We start from the raw sequence: 16,803 nt of genomic DNA on the forward strand, positions 1-16,803 counted from the left end.
AGCAAGATGTGTCAGCCTTGCGTTTCCAACGTCACTCATATTTCCAGCCCTCTTGCCATTGAAATCAGTCAGGCTAGAGAGTTATCCGATGCTTTAGAGCAAATAGGATTAACAGAAACTCGCCCTACTTTAGTCATAGTCGGCGGTGCGAGTGGATTAACTCAAAATTATTTTACCCGTCTCCAGAGATTATTTGAAGAAAAAATAGTTCCTTTAGTAGAAAAATTAAAAGCTTATGTAGTAGATGGGGGTACTGATGCTGGAGTAATGCAGTTAATGGGAAAAGCGCGTTTAAAGTTAGGTGGAACATTTCCCTTAATTGGTGTAGCGGCGATCGGCACTGTCATACTTCCCGATCGGGAAAACACATTTGCTGATGCTGCACCTTTAGAACTAAATCATACCCATTTTGTATTAGTTCCAGGTAATAATTGGGGCGATGAATCTCCTTGGATCGCTGATGTAGCAAGTACTTTAGCTCAAGGTTCACCTTCGGTAACAATTTTGATTAATGGTGGAGCAATAACTTTAAGAGATGCTTGTAATAGTATCAGAGTTAATCGACCATTAATTGTAGTTGCTGGTAGTGGAAGAACAGCCGATCGAATTGTCGCAGCTTTAGAAGCAGAAGATGCCGATCGGCAAGTAAACCAAGTTGCTCAATTTGAGAAATTAAGTATTGTGGAACTAGAAAATGACTTTCATTCTATTGGCAAAGCGATCGCAGAAAAACTTTCCTCTCCATCGTCACAATAAGTTAGCCAATATTGCCTTTTAGACTTGAGAAGTTAAATTTATTTTTTATAACTAAAAAGTGACTTTTTGTTGCTTTATTGCGTAATTTCACTTATACTTTCTTCGGCAAGAATATGCAATAGAGATAACCAAGCTTTCCAAGTTAGTGGTTTTACTGAAGGTTGAGGAATTTTAGCTAAATATTGAATTTAGCTTTGAATTACTTTGTAATGACTGTCGAATATATGACATTTTAATCGCTGTCAATGCTGAATAAATCCCATAGATTGAAGATGTTCAGTTGCATCTACAGCAGGAAGAGAAATGAAATTACAATACTTGTTGCAAAACAACATTAACTGGGAATTCAGCAAAATTAACGAAGACAAAGAATTAGCAAAACAAATTCAAACCCGTCTGATCGACTTAGGAATATTAGAAGGTTCTGCGGACGGAGCATTTGGCCCGATTTCCAAATTAGCTTTAACGAAATTCCAGCAATTAACAAAAACTAATGAACCAGGTTATATTGGCTCGGTTACTGCCAGACATTTGATTCAAGTTAAACCGGAAGACCTAGCGCAACCAGTTTTAAAATTAGGTAATGATTTAGCCAGCCGAATTGTTAAATATATGCTGGCTAAGAAATACAAAGTTTTCACATATTCCCAGTACTACAACATTGTTTATGTTGAGGGAATGAATACTAGTGGAACACTTAATAATGATGCTCCTAATCGCTTCAATGATATCAGGACTGTAATTGCTTTTGAAGATGGTGTTCCAAAAATTGTAGGGATTTGGGAAGCTACTACTGAACCGGGTGCTAAATACACTTATCGCCCTATGAATTCTAAAGGTGCTGCCAGAATTCACTTTGGTCAATATAAAGCTTGGTCTGTAGGAATACATGGTAATAGTAATCCTCATGAAGCTTTAATTCAAGTTGGACCTGTTACTGTTTGGCGAGATCTAAATAAGGATTTTATTCGACCTAGCGATCGCAACGAAACTGGTTTATTTGGCATTAATCAACATTGGGGTTATGACTTTCCCAAAAACGACATTGGGGTGGCTAGTGCTGGTTGTTTAGTAGGTCGTACCATCCAAGGACATCGCCAATTTATGACTTTAATTAAGCGAGATAAACGCTACTTAACTACCAGCGGATATGTCTTCACTTCCACGATAATCCCTGGCGACGATTTAGTGAAAAGTTTTCCAGCCACTTAAAGGAAAGAGGAAAGAAAAGTAAAGGGTAAAAGGTAAAAGATCAAGGGCAAAATTCTCCACATCTCCCTTTTCTTATTACCAGTCTCCTTGTGTCAATGCAGATCGCAAACGATTAATTACGAGGAAAGAATTGGAGTAGCTATGAAGAATACATCTTCCGGTAATCAGGTATTTAAACAAGAAATGGTGGAAATCATTAATGATTTAGATATGCCTGAATCGCAAAAGCGGTTTATGAAATCCCGTTGGTTAGATCAAGTATTGTGGTTAGAAAAACGGGCAACAAGTTCTCGCGATCGCTTTTATCAATTACGCATGGCAACAATTATTGGCGGAGTAGTAATCCCAGCATTTGTTAGTTTGAATATTGGTGGTAAAGCTGGAGATACCTTGCGTTGGGCTACCTTTGGTATTAGTCAGTTAGTAGCGATTAGTGCCGCGGTGGAAGAATTTTTCCGCTATGGTGATCGTTGGCAGCAATACCGGAACACAGCAGAAGGATTAAAAATTGAAGGTTGGCAATTTTTCCAACTCAGTGGCCCTTATCGAAATTCTCAAAGCCATTCTCTTGCTTATAACGCTTTTGCTACTCGTGTAGAATACATCATCAGAAAAGATGTATCCGTTTATATTTCGGAAATTCTTGAGAAGAAAGACAAGAGCGATGATAAGGAACAGAAAGAAGAGAAAGACAAAAAAGAAGAGAAAGAAGTTGTCTTTTCAAACGGCTTAAAAGCTGGAAATTCATAGGGATTACTTGAGTTAATTAGAACAGCAGATTTTCTTACTGCTGTTCATTTTTGGAGGGTGTATGACTGACATTTTTATTTCCTATTCCCGGAAAGATAAGGAGTTCGTTAAGTCTCTACATGAAACCTTGATGAAACTCCGACGGGATGTTTGGGTAGACTGGGAAGATATTCCTTTAACAGCAGATTGGAAACAGGAAATTTATGTGGGAATTGAAGGAACTGATAATTTCCTGTTTATTTTAAGCCCAGATTCTATCAATTCTCAGTACTGTAATGAAGAGTTAGAGTACGCAATTAAAAACCACAAAAGACTAGTACCTATTCTTTATCGGGATGTTAATCCCGAAGATGTACACCCAACTTTAGCGGCGCTGAATTGGATTTTTATTCGCAATGAAGATGATTTTCACAGTAACTTTCAAAAGTTGCTAGATGCGATCGATACGGATTTAGATCATGTCCGAACTCATACTCGGTTATTGAAGCGTGCGATCGAATGGTACAGCAAAAAATATGACTCTAGTTTCTTACTGCGAGGAACAGATTTAAAAGCCGCATTAGAATGGTTAACAGAGAGTCAAGAACAACAACCATCACCAACATTTCTCCACAAGCAGTATATTATCCAAAGCAATCAAGCTGAAAGCAAACGCAACAAAAGAATTCTTACTGCCATCAGCTTTGGCATGAGCATTACCACAATATTAACCGTGCTATCTTTTGGCTTATATCAAAGAGCCGAAGAACTGCGGTTACAAGCAGAAAAAGAAAACTTATTTGCCCTCAGTAAAACTTCCGAAGCATTATTTATTTCCGAACAAAGATTTGATGCTTTAGTTGAAGCGATCAGAGCAGGTATCAAACTCAAACAAAGTACTTGGGCAATCAAAGATAAACAAGTGCAAAACTTGATTCTTACCGAACTCCAACAAGCAATCTATTGGGTAATAGAATCCAATCAAATAGAAGGACACATTGATAGTGTGCAAGCTGTCGCTTGGTCTCATGACGGCGAATTAATAGCCACAGCTAGTGAAGACAAAACAACAAAAATCTGGCGACGTAATGGTGCTTTAGTTACTACTTTAGAAGGACACAAAGGTACAATTTGGGCAGTGGATTGGTCTTATGATGGTAAATTAATTGCCACAGCTAGTGACGACAATACAGTAAAAATTTGGAACCGAAAAGGGGAACTTATCACTACCCTAAAAGAACACACTGCACCAGTATATGCTGTAGTTTTTTCTCGCAACAATATTATCGCTACTGGTGGACAAGATCGAACAGTAAAACTTTGGAACAGTGAAGGAAAACTATTGCAAACCTTGCAAGGACAAAATAGCGAAGTTTGGTGGTTAAGTTGGAGTGGCGATGGAAAAAAGTTGGCTACTGCTGGCAAAGATAAATTAGTAAGAGTTTGGGATTTATCGAATCCCAAAGCACTCAATCCTATCTTCACTTTAGCTGGGCATACGAAAGAAGTAAACGCGGTTAGCTTCTCGCCTGATGGCAAAATTTTAGCCAGTGGTAGTGCTGATAAAACTGTTAAACTCTGGAATTTAGCCGGGAAAAAACCGATTTTACTCCACACTCTTTCCGGGCATACAGAACAAGTTTATGCTATTAGTTTTGCGCCTAATGGTGAAACTATAGCCACAGGAAGTTTTGATAATACTGCCAAAATTTGGAAAAGCGATGGCACATTAGTTAAAACTCTTAAGGGACATAAAAGTGAAGTGTACGGTGTGGCTTGGTCTCCCGATAGTAAAATGTTAGTTACTGGCAGCTTTGACAGTTCTGTAAAAATTTGGCAGTTAGATAAAACTGTGCCAAAAGTTCTTTTTGGGCATGAAGATGCAGTAAGTGCAATTAGTTTTAGTCCAGATGGACAAACTATTGCTTCCGCTAGTTGGGATAAGTCCGTTAAAGTTTGGCAACGAGATGGTAAATTAATTAACACTCTCCAAGGGCATACTAAATTTGTGCGGAGAGTGAGTTTTTCGCCTGATGGTAAAGTCCTGGCTACCACCAGTTTTGATAATTTAGTTAAACTGTGGAATCAGGAAGGAAAAGAATTAAATACTCTGATTGGACATGAGGATGTTGTTAATGGTTTGGCTTGGTCGCCCAATGGCAAATTTATTGCTTCGGCTAGTAATGACAAATCAGTAAAAATTTGGGATGTTTCTGGGAATAAGCCTTTCGTAGTACATAGTATTATTGCTGCTCATAAAGCTGCTGTTTTAGATGTAGCTTTTAGCCCAGATGGAAAGACTTTAGTCACTGCTAGTGCCGATAAATTGATTAAGCATTGGACTGTTAGTGGCAAGCTTTTAGCTACGTTTACAGGACATACTGATGTGGTAAATAGCGTGAATTTTTCCCCAGATGGTCAACTTATTGTTTCCAGTAGTGATGACAAAACTGTAAAAATTTGGCAAATTCAAGGGAAGCTTTTAAGGACTATGAGAGGACATAACGATCGCGTTTGGGAAGCCATCTTTAGTCCCCAGAAAAAATCCACTCTACCTGTTGCCAAAACTCAGAAAAATACAGACAATAACTTGATTATTGCTTCAGCAAGTATCGATCGAACCATAAAAATCTGGCAACTTGATGGTACAGAATTAGTTTCGCTCAAAGGTCACAAAGATGGGGTAATCAGCTTAAGTTTTAGCCCTGATGGAAAAACGTTAGCTTCTGGAGGTTTGGACAACAATATAATTTTATGGAATTTACAGCAAATAGGAACTTTAGACAAGTTACTCGTCAAAGGTTGTCGGTGGATTGGGGATTATTTGCAGAATAATCCTAATTTGGAAAAAAGCGATCGACGATTATGTGAAAGCTTATTCACAATTAAAAACTAGAAGGCAGAGGTGGGGAAGTGGGGAGGTAGGGAGATAAGGACTCCCCACTGCCTCTGCCTAAACTAACTAAGGCAACTCTACAGAAGTAGGTTTCGCAACATGAGGCAAACCCCAACCTAATTTTTCGCGTAAAATTCGGAAAAATTCTGGTAATTGTAAACGAATAAACCGGGCGTAGTAGGGAGACTTTTCTACCTGAACACGATCGGTTGGTAAAACATAACACCCAGCATTGCCATCTACTACCATCACCAATCGTTCTAAATTTACCGGAAAAATCGTCACAGGCTCAGTGTTAGCAAACACCAAAGCACGGGAAGCCATCGAATGAGGGCAGATAGGTACTAATTGTAATACTTCTACATCAGGCGTAATTACTGGCCCACCAGCACTTAAAGCATAAGCAGTAGAACCAGTAGGAGTAGAAATAATCACCCCATCTGCGGCAACATCAACCAGTGCGTGTTTACCCACTTTAATTTCAAAGTGGCACATACTAGTCAGTGGTTCCCGATGAATCACCATTTCATTTAAACAAAGTGCTTCCCATAACAGTGAATTGTCCCGAAAGACTCGTACTGCGATCATGGTTCTCTGTTCAACTTGATATTCCCCAGCCATTACCTTTTCCATTGCTAAAGGCAAATTATTCAGGTATGTCTCGGTTAAAAATCCCATGTGACCCGTATTCACTGTCAACAGGGGAATACCAAGGGATGCCACTTGACGGGCTGCTGATAGAACTGTGCCATCTCCACCTAAGACTACGGCAAAAGATATTTCTTCGTCGAATTCTGGAGGCTTTAAAAAGTCGATCGGTGTGTGGCAAACTGGGCTTTCGGGAGTAGCATAGCCAAGAATACCGCCTGCACCTGTGGTGATGACAACATCCCACCCAGCAGCTTTTAGCTGGTCTTTTAATTCGCCAGCAACACGACAAGCTACAGGTTTAACGTCGTTATAAATAATCCCAGCTTTGGGCACGCGAAAAAGTCCGTTTTTTGGTCAATATGATAAACGATTTTAGTCAGAATCTAAAATCTTAAAGACGTTTTTTTCTTTTGATTTTTTGTTTTAGTTGCTTGGTAATCTAACTCTTTGAGCTTCTTCAAAATTCGACTAAAGTAATCTTGTAAGTAAGCTTCCAAGGTAGTTGTTTCTTCTGGATTCAAGCCAAAAACAGGATAAACTGTTTCCATTGAAGCATTTAATGGTTTATCTGTCGCTAAAACTTCGGCAAAAGCTAATCGATCGGCTAAATTCCACCCCCATTGGAAAAACCGGGCAACTCTACGGGCTGTACGCAGTAAGTTCATTGGTAAACGAGTAACTTTGGCTTCCTGTCCAGATAAACGTTCGCACAAGCGAATGATTTCCTCTGCTGTCCAGGCTTTTGTTCCCACAATGGGAAAGCTGTTTTTTTCCGTTTCGGGAACAGAGAGGGCGCGAACGGCAAATTTAGCGACATCTTGGGTATCCATGTAAGCAATGGGGGCACTTTGCTGAGTTACCCAAACTGCTTGTTTGTCTAGGATGGGAACTGCATACTGACCAATTAAACCCTGCATAAAACCACAAGGGCGGAGAATGGTGTAGTTTAAACCTGATTCTGCCAAGAATAGTTCCGTACAACGTTTAATTTCCATCAGTGGCACTTGGGGATATTTTTCCGCATCCAAGATGGAAAGGAATATGAAACGTTCTACTCCCGCAGCTTTGGCAGCTTGAATTAATGCTACTTTGCCTTGCCAGTCTACCTGTCTAATGCTTAGGGAGTCTGTAGGACGCGCCGTAGCAGCATCAATGATTGCGGTTACACCTTCTAAGGCGGGGGGTAAGCTTGCCGGGTCACACAAGTCACCAGGAACTAATTGTGCGCCCCATTCTTTTAAAAAAGCTGCTCTTTTAGAACTTCTGACTAAACAGCGAACTTGGTGTCCTTCATCTAGGGCGCGACGGGCTATCTGCCTTCCCAAGGTGCCTGTGGCACCGACGATTAATAAGCTCATCCAGAATTTTAGTAAAGAATCTTAAACTTTCTATAAGATGTTATCAGAATTTGCTCAGTAATGCTTACCCTTCTGGGGGGCAGAGGGGCAGGGGGGCAGGGGGGCAGGGGGGCAGAGGGGCAGGGGGGCAGGGGGGCAGAGGGGCAGAGGGGCATAGGAGAGTTTAACCTTTCCCCTTTCTTTCCTTCTGCGTTCTGCCTTTTACCTTTTACCTTTTACCTTTTACCTTTTGCCTTTTGCCTTTTGCCTTAATTACTCTTCTTTGCCTTGGATTTTTAATAATGCAAAGCCCATTGATAAGCCTACTAGTACTAGGACGATCGATAAGAATGCTGCATTAAAGATTTCACCGCTCATTAGTTAAGTGCTCCTTTGCCTTTGTGATGATTTCAAACCTGCAAAGTTAGTATAAAACAGCGAGGGGTATCTCTCCCTACAAGAGTTGGGGTGGATGAGAAAAATGAAAACAGAACAAAGTTTCTTTACAGAAAGTGGTACGATACTCAGAAATGATGACTTGCGTCCTTGTTTGGCGGTGACGTTGGGCGATCCTGGGGGTGTGGGGCCAGAGGTAATTTTGAAGGCTTTGGCCGATCCTTCGGTGACGGAAAGTTGTCGGGTGACTGTGGTGGGTAGTCGATCGCTACTGCTAAAAACCTATTCTCAGTTACGGGAAATTTTGCCTGGGGAATGTCTGGCAGATCCAGATTCTCTGTCTATGTTAGATGTGGAAGTTCCCAGTGTAGATGGTGAAATTACTGTTGGTTGTGGTAATGCTGCTAGTGGGGCGCTGAGTTTTGCGTTTTTGGAGACGGCGATCGGGAAAACTTTAGCGGGTGAGTTCCAAGGTATTGTGACTGGACCGATCGCAAAGTCGGCTTGGCAAGCGGCAGGACATGATTACCCGGGTCAAACTGAACTTTTGGCGGAACGGGCTGGTGTGGAACGGTTTGGGATGTTGTTTGTGGCGCGATCGCCTCACACTGGCTGGACTCTTCGCAGTTTGCTTGCTACCACACATATTCCTTTAAGTCAAGTGCCGGAACTGCTGACACCGGAATTGATGAGTCGGAAGTTGGATTTGCTGGTAGAGTGTTTGCAAAAGGATTTTGGGATTGCTAAACCAAGGGTTGCGATCGCAGGTTTGAATCCGCACAGCGGGGAACAGGGACAGTTAGGTATTGAGGAGAAGTATTGGTTGATTCCTTGGTTGGAGTGGGAGAAGAAAAGGCGATCGGATTTAGTTTTAGATGGTCCGATTCCGCCGGATACAATGTGGGTTAAACCTGGTCAAGCTTGGTTTGGTAATCATGGTAATTCATCTTTATTTACTCATGATGGATATCTGGCGCTTTACCACGATCAAGGTTTAATTCCGGTTAAGTTGATGGCGTTCGATCGAGCAATTAATACTACTATTGGTTTACCTTTTGTTCGCACTTCTCCCGATCATGGTACGGCTTTTGATATTGCTGGTAAAGGTATTGCTAATCCTACAAGTATGAAAGCTGCTTTACAGTTAGCAGTGGAGTTGGTGAAACAGCGAAGTTAACAGACAGAAGGAAAGGAAAAGGTAAGTTGTTGTGCTAAAGCGCAACAACTTATTTAGTTTTAGCGGTGATAAGATTGAATGGGTAAGCTGTTAAGCATTTAAATCACTTATTAACGAGTAGGGTGCGTCAGACGGTAAAGCCTATGTAGAAAGGAAAATATCTAAATCTGACGCACCCTACAATATGACTTTTAAATGCGTAACAGCTTATAAAGTTATCTGAGTCAGAAAGTATGAACCATTCAGATCGAGACTTGTTTAATTAAGGTGGTTTTTCTAACCCTATTTTGTGCCGTAAAGTCGATCGCCTGCGTCACCTAAACCAGGAATAATATAACCATGTTCGTCTAAATATTCATCAATTGCTGCGGTGTAAATTGGTACGTCGGGATGTTGTTCGTGAAAATGGGCAATTCCTTCGGGGGCAGCTAATAAACACAAAAATTTTATTGATAATGGATTGAGTTCTTTTAATCTATCTACTGCGGCAACTGCTGAATTTCCTGTTGCCAACATTGGATCGACAATTAATACATCTCGATGTTCAATATCATGGGGCATTTTAAAGTAATATTCTATTGCCATTAATGTTGTGGGATCTCGATATAATCCAATATGTCCGACTCTAGCTGAGGGCATTAATTCCAAAATTCCATCTAAAATTCCCTGTCCTGCCCGCATAATTGAAACAACTACCATCTTTTTTTCTGCTGCTAACATGGGTGCAGACATGGGGGAAAGAGGCGTTTTAATTTCTACATATTTTAGGGGTAAGTCTCTGGTTACTTCATAAGCTAATAATATGCCAATTTCTCTTAAAAGGTTACGAAATTTTGCGGTGCTGGTGTCTGTTTGCCGCATTAATGTTAGTTTATGTTGAATTAATGGATGGTCAATTAAAGTAACTTGTTTCATTATTTACCTTTTAAAATACGGTTCCGTCGCTGTCGATTTTGAGTGGAGGAATGCCACCAGTTCTTAATTCTAAAGCGATTTTTCTGCCAGCAGTCCAAGTTCCGCCTTGCAAAACTTTGACTAATGGTAATTCAGTTGCAGTCATGTTGAGTTTTTCTCTAATTTTGCTGGCAATGCGATCGAGTAAACTAACGGTTAACGCTCTCCATTCTACAATTAATTCCGATCCTACAGGATGAGTTTTTTGCAAATCTTCGGAATTTTTCAATTGTAATAAACCCAAATCTAAAAATAAACCGCCGTTGCGATATTCCGGTAAACCTGTTAATTGATTTAATTGAGTAATTTCTACCCCTAATTCTTGTAATGGTTCTAATAAGGAATAGGTTAACCATTGGGAGAGTTTGTGAAAGGGGATGAGGCGATCGCTTTTTTCGGTTTCTTCTAAAGCAGAATGAATCCAAACATCACCTAAATTAACACTATCAATTGTTAATCTTCCGGGCCAAATTTCGCCTAATCCTGTTAAAACTGCTTTTAATACTTGACTAGCAGTTAACTGATGATTTCCCTGATTTAATAAGTAGTTTACCATATTTCCAGGTCGGGGATTTTCTTGATCAAAAATTTCGGGTTTTTCTGTTAAAACTTTTCCCAAAGTTTGCAATAATTTTAATCTTCCCTCTCCTCCAACTAAAGGATTATTGTCAGTTACTTGAAATCCTTGTTGCAAGGTTGTTAAGCTTAAACTTTGTAATCCTTTTGCATCTGCTTGCCAAGGAAAGTTTAGGTTACTGGAAAAAGCACCTTGCATAAACATCCGAAAACTTGCTACCGCTAACCCTTCAGAACGGCGGAATACTTGTGCAGTTTCCGGTTCAAAATATTGCCAATTTGCGCCAGCGCCAGCATCTAATAAAACGCTAATAATTGCCAAATCAAATTTAACTTTCGCTTTTTCCAGAGGTGAAACTTCTGCTAAAGCTGCATCTAATTTAGAGATGCGGGAAACATTACCAACTTCAAAATGTCGCCAACGACTATGGAAGGGAATTTCTAAATTAGGATAATCATCGCGCATTACTTGGATAACATAATCAGCGCAGTTTTCCAATTTAGTTAAATCAACCCGAAAGTAAGGTAATTTATCATCTAATGCTAAATTAAAAAGGCGATCGCACCTTTCCCGAATTGCCTCTGGACTTTGCAAATAATCAATCAAATTCTTCATCTGCGTTCATCTGCGTTCATCTGCGGTTTAAAAATCAAATCCTCTACTTTCAGCAAAAACTTAATATTTCTCTTCATCTGTGTTCATCTGTGTTTATCTGTGGATATCTGTGGTTAAAAAAAATTTAGGTAGTAGCAAAGAGATTATATCTCAAAATCTACTACCTATTATTTATTCTGACAAAGTTCTACCTTTAATTTGAGAAAGAGCGATCGCATCAGGAACAGTATTAGGAGTATAGTAACCAGCAGCTTGTTTCGCCGCAATTTCTACTTGTGCATCTTCAGGAATTCGATCGTCAGGAATAGCGATTCTTTCGATTACTTGAATTCCCGAATTAACCATTGCATTGTACTTCATATCGCTCATGGAAACTAAGCGATCGATCCGGGTAATTCCTAACCAATGTAACACATCTGGCATTAATTCTTGAAAGCGCATATCTTGGACACCAGCGACACATTCAGTGCGGGTGAAATAGGCATCTGCGCGATCGCCACCTTCCTGACGTTTTCTAGCATTATAAACTAAAAATTTAGTAACTTCTCCTAATGCCCTACCTTCTTTTCTTAAATAAACAATTACTCCCACACCGCCAGCTTGTGCAGTTTGAATACAAACTTCAACTCCATGTACTAAATAAGGACGACAAGTACAAATATCCGACCCAAAAACATCCGATCCATTGCATTCATCATGTACCCGAACTGCTAATAATTTATCAGGGTCAGTAATAGCTGCGACATCGCCAATTATATAAACAGTATTGCCGCCAATTGGAGGTAAGAAAACCTGCAAATCTGGGCGAGTTACTAATTCGGGAAACATTCCACCAGTTTGTTGGAAAAGCACTTGCCGCAGATAGCTTTCTTTCACATTTAATCTTTTAGCAATTCCCGGTAAATACCAAACTGGATCGACGGCTATTTTAGTGACTACTAAATTGCCGTTTTCTTTCAAAATTTTGCCATCAACTTGCAAAATTCCTTGATTTACAGCATCCTGCAATTCTGGCATATTAATATGTGCTTTAGTAATTGCAATAGTGGGGCGAATGTCGTATTCTTTTTGATAGTATTCTTGGAAAACTTCACCGACTACTGCACCAAAAGGATCGAGAGAAACTATTTTATCTGGATCGGACCAACTGGGATAAGGACCAATATGAACTACTGGAGAAGTATTAGTAAAATCTGGACGATGATTTGCTTGCAGTGAGCCAGAAGCGATCGCCAAAGCACGATAAACTGAATAAGAACCAGAATGAGTGCCAATCACATTTTTTTGAGCAGGATTTGTTAAAGTTCCAATAATTGGACCGCGTTTCATCGCGTCAATTTCTCCCCAATGAATTGGCACAGGTTTTTGACTAGTTCTACCCGGATGAGATGTGAGAACAATATGTTTGTATTTAGATGTTGTTGTGGGTTTTTCCATAAAGCTGACTCTGAATGATAAACCAATATCATAGCAAACCAAGTTTAAAATTCGCGTGTTCTAGACAGCATAATTGATAAATTTACGATGTAATTTCCCCTAGCAGTGAAGTTTTTATTTATTCTCTTTCTTTGGAGTTGATGTTTTTAATTATTTAATTTTATTGCTGAGTATCTCTCGATACAAAAATCTCAGCAGTTGCTCATTTAGAATATACACTTTCCTAAATCCTGATGAAAATTCCCCAATTTTGGGAATACTAAACTTAAAGGAAAAAACTTAGTTACCTAACTTAAAGAAAACTTACATGAAATTTCATCCACCTTTAATTGGCGTTACTACCTCTATTCAAAGTAAAACAAATGACTATTGTCTGCGTCACGAATATATAACAGCAATTCGTTTAGCAGGTGGTTTACCGATGTTAATTCCACCGGGCGAACCTAACTTGAATAGTGTTCTAGAATGGGTTGATGGTATTCTATTTTCTGGGGGTGGCGATCTCGATCCTGCTACCTACAATGGTGTCGATCATCCAGAGATTTATAATGTAAATAGAGAACGCGATCGCTTTGAATTATCCCTAGCTCAATTTGCCTTAGAAACAGATATTCCTATTTTAGGAATTTGCCGCGGATTAGAAATATTAGTAGTTGCTAGTGGCGGTAAATTAGTATCACATTTACCCGATGAATTTGGGGAAGAAATCATTCATCGCCAAGCCCAAAGTCGCCCTGCTGAACATAACGTAGACATTCTTCCGGGAACTCATTTAGCTAACATTATTGGTGTCGGAGAAACAAAAGTTGTCTCATGGCATCATCAAGCGGCTAGTAATATACCTAGAGGTTGGCGTTTAGCAGCAACGGCAGCGGATGGAGTTATTGAAGCATTGGAACATGAAGATCATCCTTGGGCTTTTGCTATTCAATGGCATCCCGAAATTTCATTAAATGATGCCCGCCAACAGCGAATTTTTCGCGCTTTTATTCATACCGCACAGCAACGCCAAATGATGCTTTCGCAAAAAGCCAGTTAAGCGTAATTATTAAAGTTGACTAGAGATAAAAATATTGTAGAGTAGAGATGTTTAAGAAAACATCTCTGATTTTTCCTGTCATGGTCATCCATAGTTACAATTAGGTAGTTTTTCCTTTAAAATAATCGATAAATCTTTTTTTTGTAGATGAGCATAATTTAGCAAGTGTCTTAATATTTACATCCCAATCGTAGCCAAAAGTTTCATCATTCCGAGCAATCTTGAAAATCTTAATCAATATGAACCTCAACAAAAGCCGATCGCTGCGATTATCTAAATCTAGTAAAATTGGGCAATATTTAGCCAAAATTACTTTAGTTGCTGTTGCTTACTTTCTCGGAGGAAAACTGGCTGTTTCTCTTCCAGGTGTCGATCTCTTAGGTTCTTCAGTATGGCCTCCCGCAGGAATTGCTCAAGCTGCATTATTATTATTAGGAATTCGTTACTGGCCTGGAGTAGCTTTAGGAACATTTTTCTTTGAGATTTTAGGTATTAAACCCTCATTAATGCTAGCATTACCCGCTGCTTTTGGTGCTACATTACAAGCAGTATTTGCAGTTGGGGTATTACATCGCTTAGGTTTTCATACATCCCTAAGTCGCCTCAAAGATGCAATTAATTTTCTCGTTTTTGGGGTAATCATTTCTACCCAAATTAATTCCACTTTGGGGCCACTGCGAATGTGTTTAATGGGATTAGTTTCGTGGAATCAGTACTGGGAAGTGCGCTGGAATTGGTTTCTCGGAGATGCAATGGGAGTGTTAATATTTACGCCATTATTATTAGTTTTGTTTCAGTTCAAATGGGAAATAAGATATCCCAATTTAAATTTAAAATATTGCAAAAATTGCTTGGTATCGATCGCTTTACTAATTTTATTATTTACAGTAAGTTGGATTGTTTTTACCGCCAAAACAGAAGCAGCAATCTCCCGTTATCCCTTAGAATATTTACCTTTTCCGTTTATAATTTGGGCAGCAATTCAATGGGGTCAGTCTGGTGCTGTTTTGACTTCCTTTCTGATTTCTTGTATTGCTATTTTGGGAGTAATTAACGGCGGAGGCCCTTTCATTGCTAAAGGCGCGACTATTAATCAGGCTATGCTATTTTTACAAGCCTTTTTAGGAGTAATTACTACGACTTCTCTGTTATTAGCTGCTACAGTAACCGAAGGTGCTTTAGCAGAAGATTTACTGCGAAAAAGTGAAATAAAATATCGAGAATTAGTAGAAAGTGGAAACAGTATTATCCTCAAATTAGATACTCAAGCAAAAATCAGTTTTTTTAATGAATTTGCTCAACAATTCTTTGGTTTTTCCGAAAAAGAAATTCTGGGCAAAAGTCCCATTGGTACTATTCTTGAAAAGAACAGCACGGCAGAAAAAACGATCGCTGCCATGATGACGAATATCTTAAATAATCCTGAATTGTACCAGCAAATTGAGCAAGAAAATCTCCGCAAAAATGGGGAAAAAGTTTGGGTTTCTTGGTCAAATAAAATGTTAGTAGACACCCAAGGTAGTTTTATTGGGATTATAGCTATTGGGACAGATATTACCGAACGGAGAAAAGCTGAATTGGCCCTAGAAAACCTGAATGAAGAATTAGAAATTAGAGTTGCCGAAAGAACAGCTACCCTAGCAACAACTGAAGCAGAACTGAGAGCTTTATTTGCAGCAATGACTGATGTAATATTAATAGTCGATCGCCAAGGATATTGCCGCAAAATTGTTTCTACAAATCCAGCACTCTTACTCAAACCTTTATCCGAACAAGTAGGGAAAACTCTACAAGAAATTCTCCCAGCAGCACAAGCTGATATTTGTTTTCATCATGTACAAACTGCTTTAATAACGCAACAAACTGTCAATTTTGAATATAGTTTATTGATTAATAATCAACAAGTTTGCTTTTCGGCAAATATTTCACCTTTGTCTGAAGAACAAGTAATTTGGGTAGCTAGAGATATTAGCGATCGCAAAATTTTAGAAGACAAATTACGCGATTCGTACTCTCAATTAAATGCCTTTTTAGAATCAATGACTGATGTCATACTAGTAATTGATTCTCAAGCCAATAATATCAAAGTTGCACCGACAAATCCCCAACGTTTATACCCACCGGAAATTGATATTATCAGTCCCACTATAGAACAATTTTTAGTTGGGGAAAACACGGAAATTTTCTTAAGTCAAATTCACCAAGCACTAGAGACAAAAGAAATCGTAACTTTTGAGTATAATTTGCCTATTGATGAAACAGAATATTGGTTTTCTGCTAGTATTGCACCCCTTTCGGAAGATTCAGTAATTTGGGTAGCCAGGGATATTAGCGATCGCAAACAAGCCGAAGCCGAATTACGTTTAGAAAAAGAGCGATCGGAACAACTCTTACTCAATATTCTACCAGAGCCCATAGCCAACAGACTTAAACAAGATAGCAGCGTGATTGCCGAAAGCTTCAATGAAGTAACAATTATGTTTGCCGATCTTGTTGGCTTCACCTCACTTTCTACTAAACTCCAACCTATTGAATTAGTTAACTTACTCAATGAAATCTTTTCCACCTTTGACCAACTAGTAGAAGAATTAGGCTTAGAAAAAATTAAAACAATTGGTGATGCTTACATGGTAGCAGGAGGATTACCAATTCCGCGAATCGATCATGCAGAAGCGATCGCAGAGTTAGCCCTAACTATGCTCAATATAATGCAGAAATTTCAACTGCAAATCAACGAAGAATTACAAATTCGTATTGGTATAAACACTGGAATTGTTGTTGCTGGAGTCATTGGCAAGAAAAAATTTATTTATGATTTATGGGGTGACGCAGTTAACGTTGCTAGCCGGATGGAATCTCACGGAATACCCGGATACATTCAAGTTACAGAAGCCACATATCAAAGGTTGAAACATAAATATTTATTTGCAAAACGGGCGGAAATTCATGTTAAAGGCAAAGGCAAAATGACAACCTATTTTCTCAGAGGTAAAAAGCCTATTTAGACTTTAGATCCCCTCTCAGATC

Annotated in this window: 13 protein-coding genes; 7 read left to right on the top strand and 6 right to left on the bottom strand. The window is 39.2% G+C overall.

Annotated elements, in window-relative coordinates; genetic code table 11:
- Nucleotides 1-6: 6 nt before the first annotated feature.
- The 4 genes from ACE1B6_RS29290 to ACE1B6_RS29305 all read left to right on the top strand — a co-directional run bounded on the left by ACE1B6_RS29290 (nucleotide 7) and on the right by ACE1B6_RS29305 (nucleotide 5,593).
- Nucleotides 7-756: a hypothetical protein gene (locus ACE1B6_RS29290; protein ID WP_413260833.1), complete on the top strand. Its 750-nt coding sequence runs from the start codon at nucleotides 7-9 to the stop codon at nucleotides 754-756.
- 303 nt (nucleotides 757-1,059) lie between these two features.
- A complete protein-coding gene (locus ACE1B6_RS29295) occupies nucleotides 1,060-1,968 on the top strand; it encodes a peptidoglycan-binding domain-containing protein (RefSeq protein WP_413260834.1) in 909 nt (302 codons plus the stop codon).
- Nucleotides 1,969-2,109: 141 nt separating this feature from the next.
- On the top strand, nucleotides 2,110-2,718 hold the full coding sequence (locus ACE1B6_RS29300; RefSeq protein ID WP_413260835.1) for a DUF4231 domain-containing protein: 609 nt from the start codon (nucleotides 2,110-2,112) through the stop codon (nucleotides 2,716-2,718).
- Between the two features lie 61 nt (nucleotides 2,719-2,779).
- A complete protein-coding gene (locus ACE1B6_RS29305) occupies nucleotides 2,780-5,593 on the top strand; it encodes a WD40 domain-containing protein (RefSeq protein ID WP_413260836.1) in 2,814 nt (937 codons plus the stop codon).
- A gap of 66 nt (nucleotides 5,594-5,659) precedes the next feature.
- Here ACE1B6_RS29305 and ACE1B6_RS29310 read toward each other — a convergent pair whose 3' ends face one another.
- From ACE1B6_RS29310 to petM, 3 genes are all read right to left on the bottom strand, one after another.
- A complete protein-coding gene (locus tag ACE1B6_RS29310; RefSeq protein ID WP_413260837.1) occupies nucleotides 5,660-6,577 on the bottom strand; it encodes an NAD(+) kinase in 918 nt (305 codons plus the stop codon).
- Between the two features lie 50 nt (nucleotides 6,578-6,627).
- Nucleotides 6,628-7,602 (bottom strand): SDR family oxidoreductase, encoded by a 975-nt coding sequence (locus ACE1B6_RS29315; RefSeq protein ID WP_413260838.1) that lies wholly within the window; start codon nucleotides 7,600-7,602, stop codon nucleotides 6,628-6,630.
- 252 nt (nucleotides 7,603-7,854) lie between these two features.
- Nucleotides 7,855-7,959: a cytochrome b6-f complex subunit PetM gene (gene petM / locus ACE1B6_RS29320; protein WP_413260839.1), complete on the bottom strand. Its 105-nt coding sequence runs from the start codon at nucleotides 7,957-7,959 to the stop codon at nucleotides 7,855-7,857.
- Between the two features lie 103 nt (nucleotides 7,960-8,062).
- Here petM and pdxA point away from each other — a divergent pair, with 103 nt between their 5' ends.
- Entirely contained in the window at nucleotides 8,063-9,154 is a 1,092-nt protein-coding gene (gene pdxA / locus ACE1B6_RS29325) for a 4-hydroxythreonine-4-phosphate dehydrogenase PdxA (protein ID WP_413260840.1), read from the top strand.
- A 282-nt stretch (nucleotides 9,155-9,436) separates the two neighbouring features.
- Here pdxA and upp read toward each other — a convergent pair whose 3' ends face one another.
- The 3 genes from upp to ACE1B6_RS29340 form a co-directional block, all read right to left on the bottom strand.
- Nucleotides 9,437-10,069 carry a uracil phosphoribosyltransferase gene (gene upp, locus ACE1B6_RS29330; RefSeq protein ID WP_413260841.1) on the bottom strand — a complete coding sequence of 211 codons (633 nt, stop codon included), beginning with the start codon at nucleotides 10,067-10,069 and terminating at the stop codon, nucleotides 9,437-9,439.
- 10 nt (nucleotides 10,070-10,079) lie between these two features.
- Nucleotides 10,080-11,300, bottom strand: coding sequence for a URC4/urg3 family protein (locus ACE1B6_RS29335; protein WP_413260842.1), 1,221 nt, complete (start codon nucleotides 11,298-11,300; stop codon nucleotides 10,080-10,082).
- Between the two features lie 171 nt (nucleotides 11,301-11,471).
- Entirely contained in the window at nucleotides 11,472-12,737 is a 1,266-nt protein-coding gene (locus tag ACE1B6_RS29340; RefSeq protein WP_413260843.1) for a GTP cyclohydrolase II, read from the bottom strand.
- Nucleotides 12,738-13,044: 307 nt separating this feature from the next.
- Between ACE1B6_RS29340 and ACE1B6_RS29345 the strand changes: the two genes are divergently transcribed.
- Together ACE1B6_RS29345 and ACE1B6_RS29350 are read left to right on the top strand one after the other, a co-directional pair.
- Nucleotides 13,045-13,776: a gamma-glutamyl-gamma-aminobutyrate hydrolase family protein gene (locus ACE1B6_RS29345; RefSeq protein WP_413260844.1), complete on the top strand. Its 732-nt coding sequence runs from the start codon at nucleotides 13,045-13,047 to the stop codon at nucleotides 13,774-13,776.
- 239 nt (nucleotides 13,777-14,015) lie between these two features.
- Complete coding sequence (locus ACE1B6_RS29350; protein WP_413260845.1) at nucleotides 14,016-16,781, top strand: adenylate/guanylate cyclase domain-containing protein; 2,766 nt, start codon at nucleotides 14,016-14,018, stop codon at nucleotides 16,779-16,781.
- The last annotated feature ends 22 nt before the right edge of the window (nucleotides 16,782-16,803 follow it).

The sequence above is a fragment of the Floridaenema fluviatile BLCC-F154 genome (genome assembly GCF_041929135.1).
GTDB lineage: Bacteria > Cyanobacteriota > Cyanobacteriia > Cyanobacteriales > Aerosakkonemataceae > Floridanema > Floridanema fluviatile.

Bases quoted from the DNA above. Each gene is read 5' to 3' on its own strand.
- petM (WP_413260839.1), bottom strand. From the start codon at position 7,959: ATGAGCGGTGAAATCTTTAATGCAGCATTCTTATCGATCGTCCTAGTA.
- ACE1B6_RS29345 (WP_413260844.1), top strand. From the start codon at position 13,045: ATGAAATTTCATCCACCTTTAATTGGCGTTACTACCTCTATTCAAAGT.
- ACE1B6_RS29335 (WP_413260842.1), bottom strand. From the start codon at position 11,300: ATGAAGAATTTGATTGATTATTTGCAAAGTCCAGAGGCAATTCGGGAA.
- upp (WP_413260841.1), bottom strand. From the start codon at position 10,069: ATGAAACAAGTTACTTTAATTGACCATCCATTAATTCAACATAAACTA.
- ACE1B6_RS29340 (WP_413260843.1), bottom strand. From the start codon at position 12,737: ATGGAAAAACCCACAACAACATCTAAATACAAACATATTGTTCTCACA.
- ACE1B6_RS29350 (WP_413260845.1), top strand. From the start codon at position 14,016: ATGAACCTCAACAAAAGCCGATCGCTGCGATTATCTAAATCTAGTAAA.
- ACE1B6_RS29295 (WP_413260834.1), top strand. From the start codon at position 1,060: ATGAAATTACAATACTTGTTGCAAAACAACATTAACTGGGAATTCAGC.
- ACE1B6_RS29300 (WP_413260835.1), top strand. From the start codon at position 2,110: ATGAAGAATACATCTTCCGGTAATCAGGTATTTAAACAAGAAATGGTG.
- pdxA (WP_413260840.1), top strand. From the start codon at position 8,063: ATGAAAACAGAACAAAGTTTCTTTACAGAAAGTGGTACGATACTCAGA.
- ACE1B6_RS29290 (WP_413260833.1), top strand. From the start codon at position 7: ATGTGTCAGCCTTGCGTTTCCAACGTCACTCATATTTCCAGCCCTCTT.
- ACE1B6_RS29315 (WP_413260838.1), bottom strand. From the start codon at position 7,602: ATGAGCTTATTAATCGTCGGTGCCACAGGCACCTTGGGAAGGCAGATA.
- ACE1B6_RS29305 (WP_413260836.1), top strand. From the start codon at position 2,780: ATGACTGACATTTTTATTTCCTATTCCCGGAAAGATAAGGAGTTCGTT.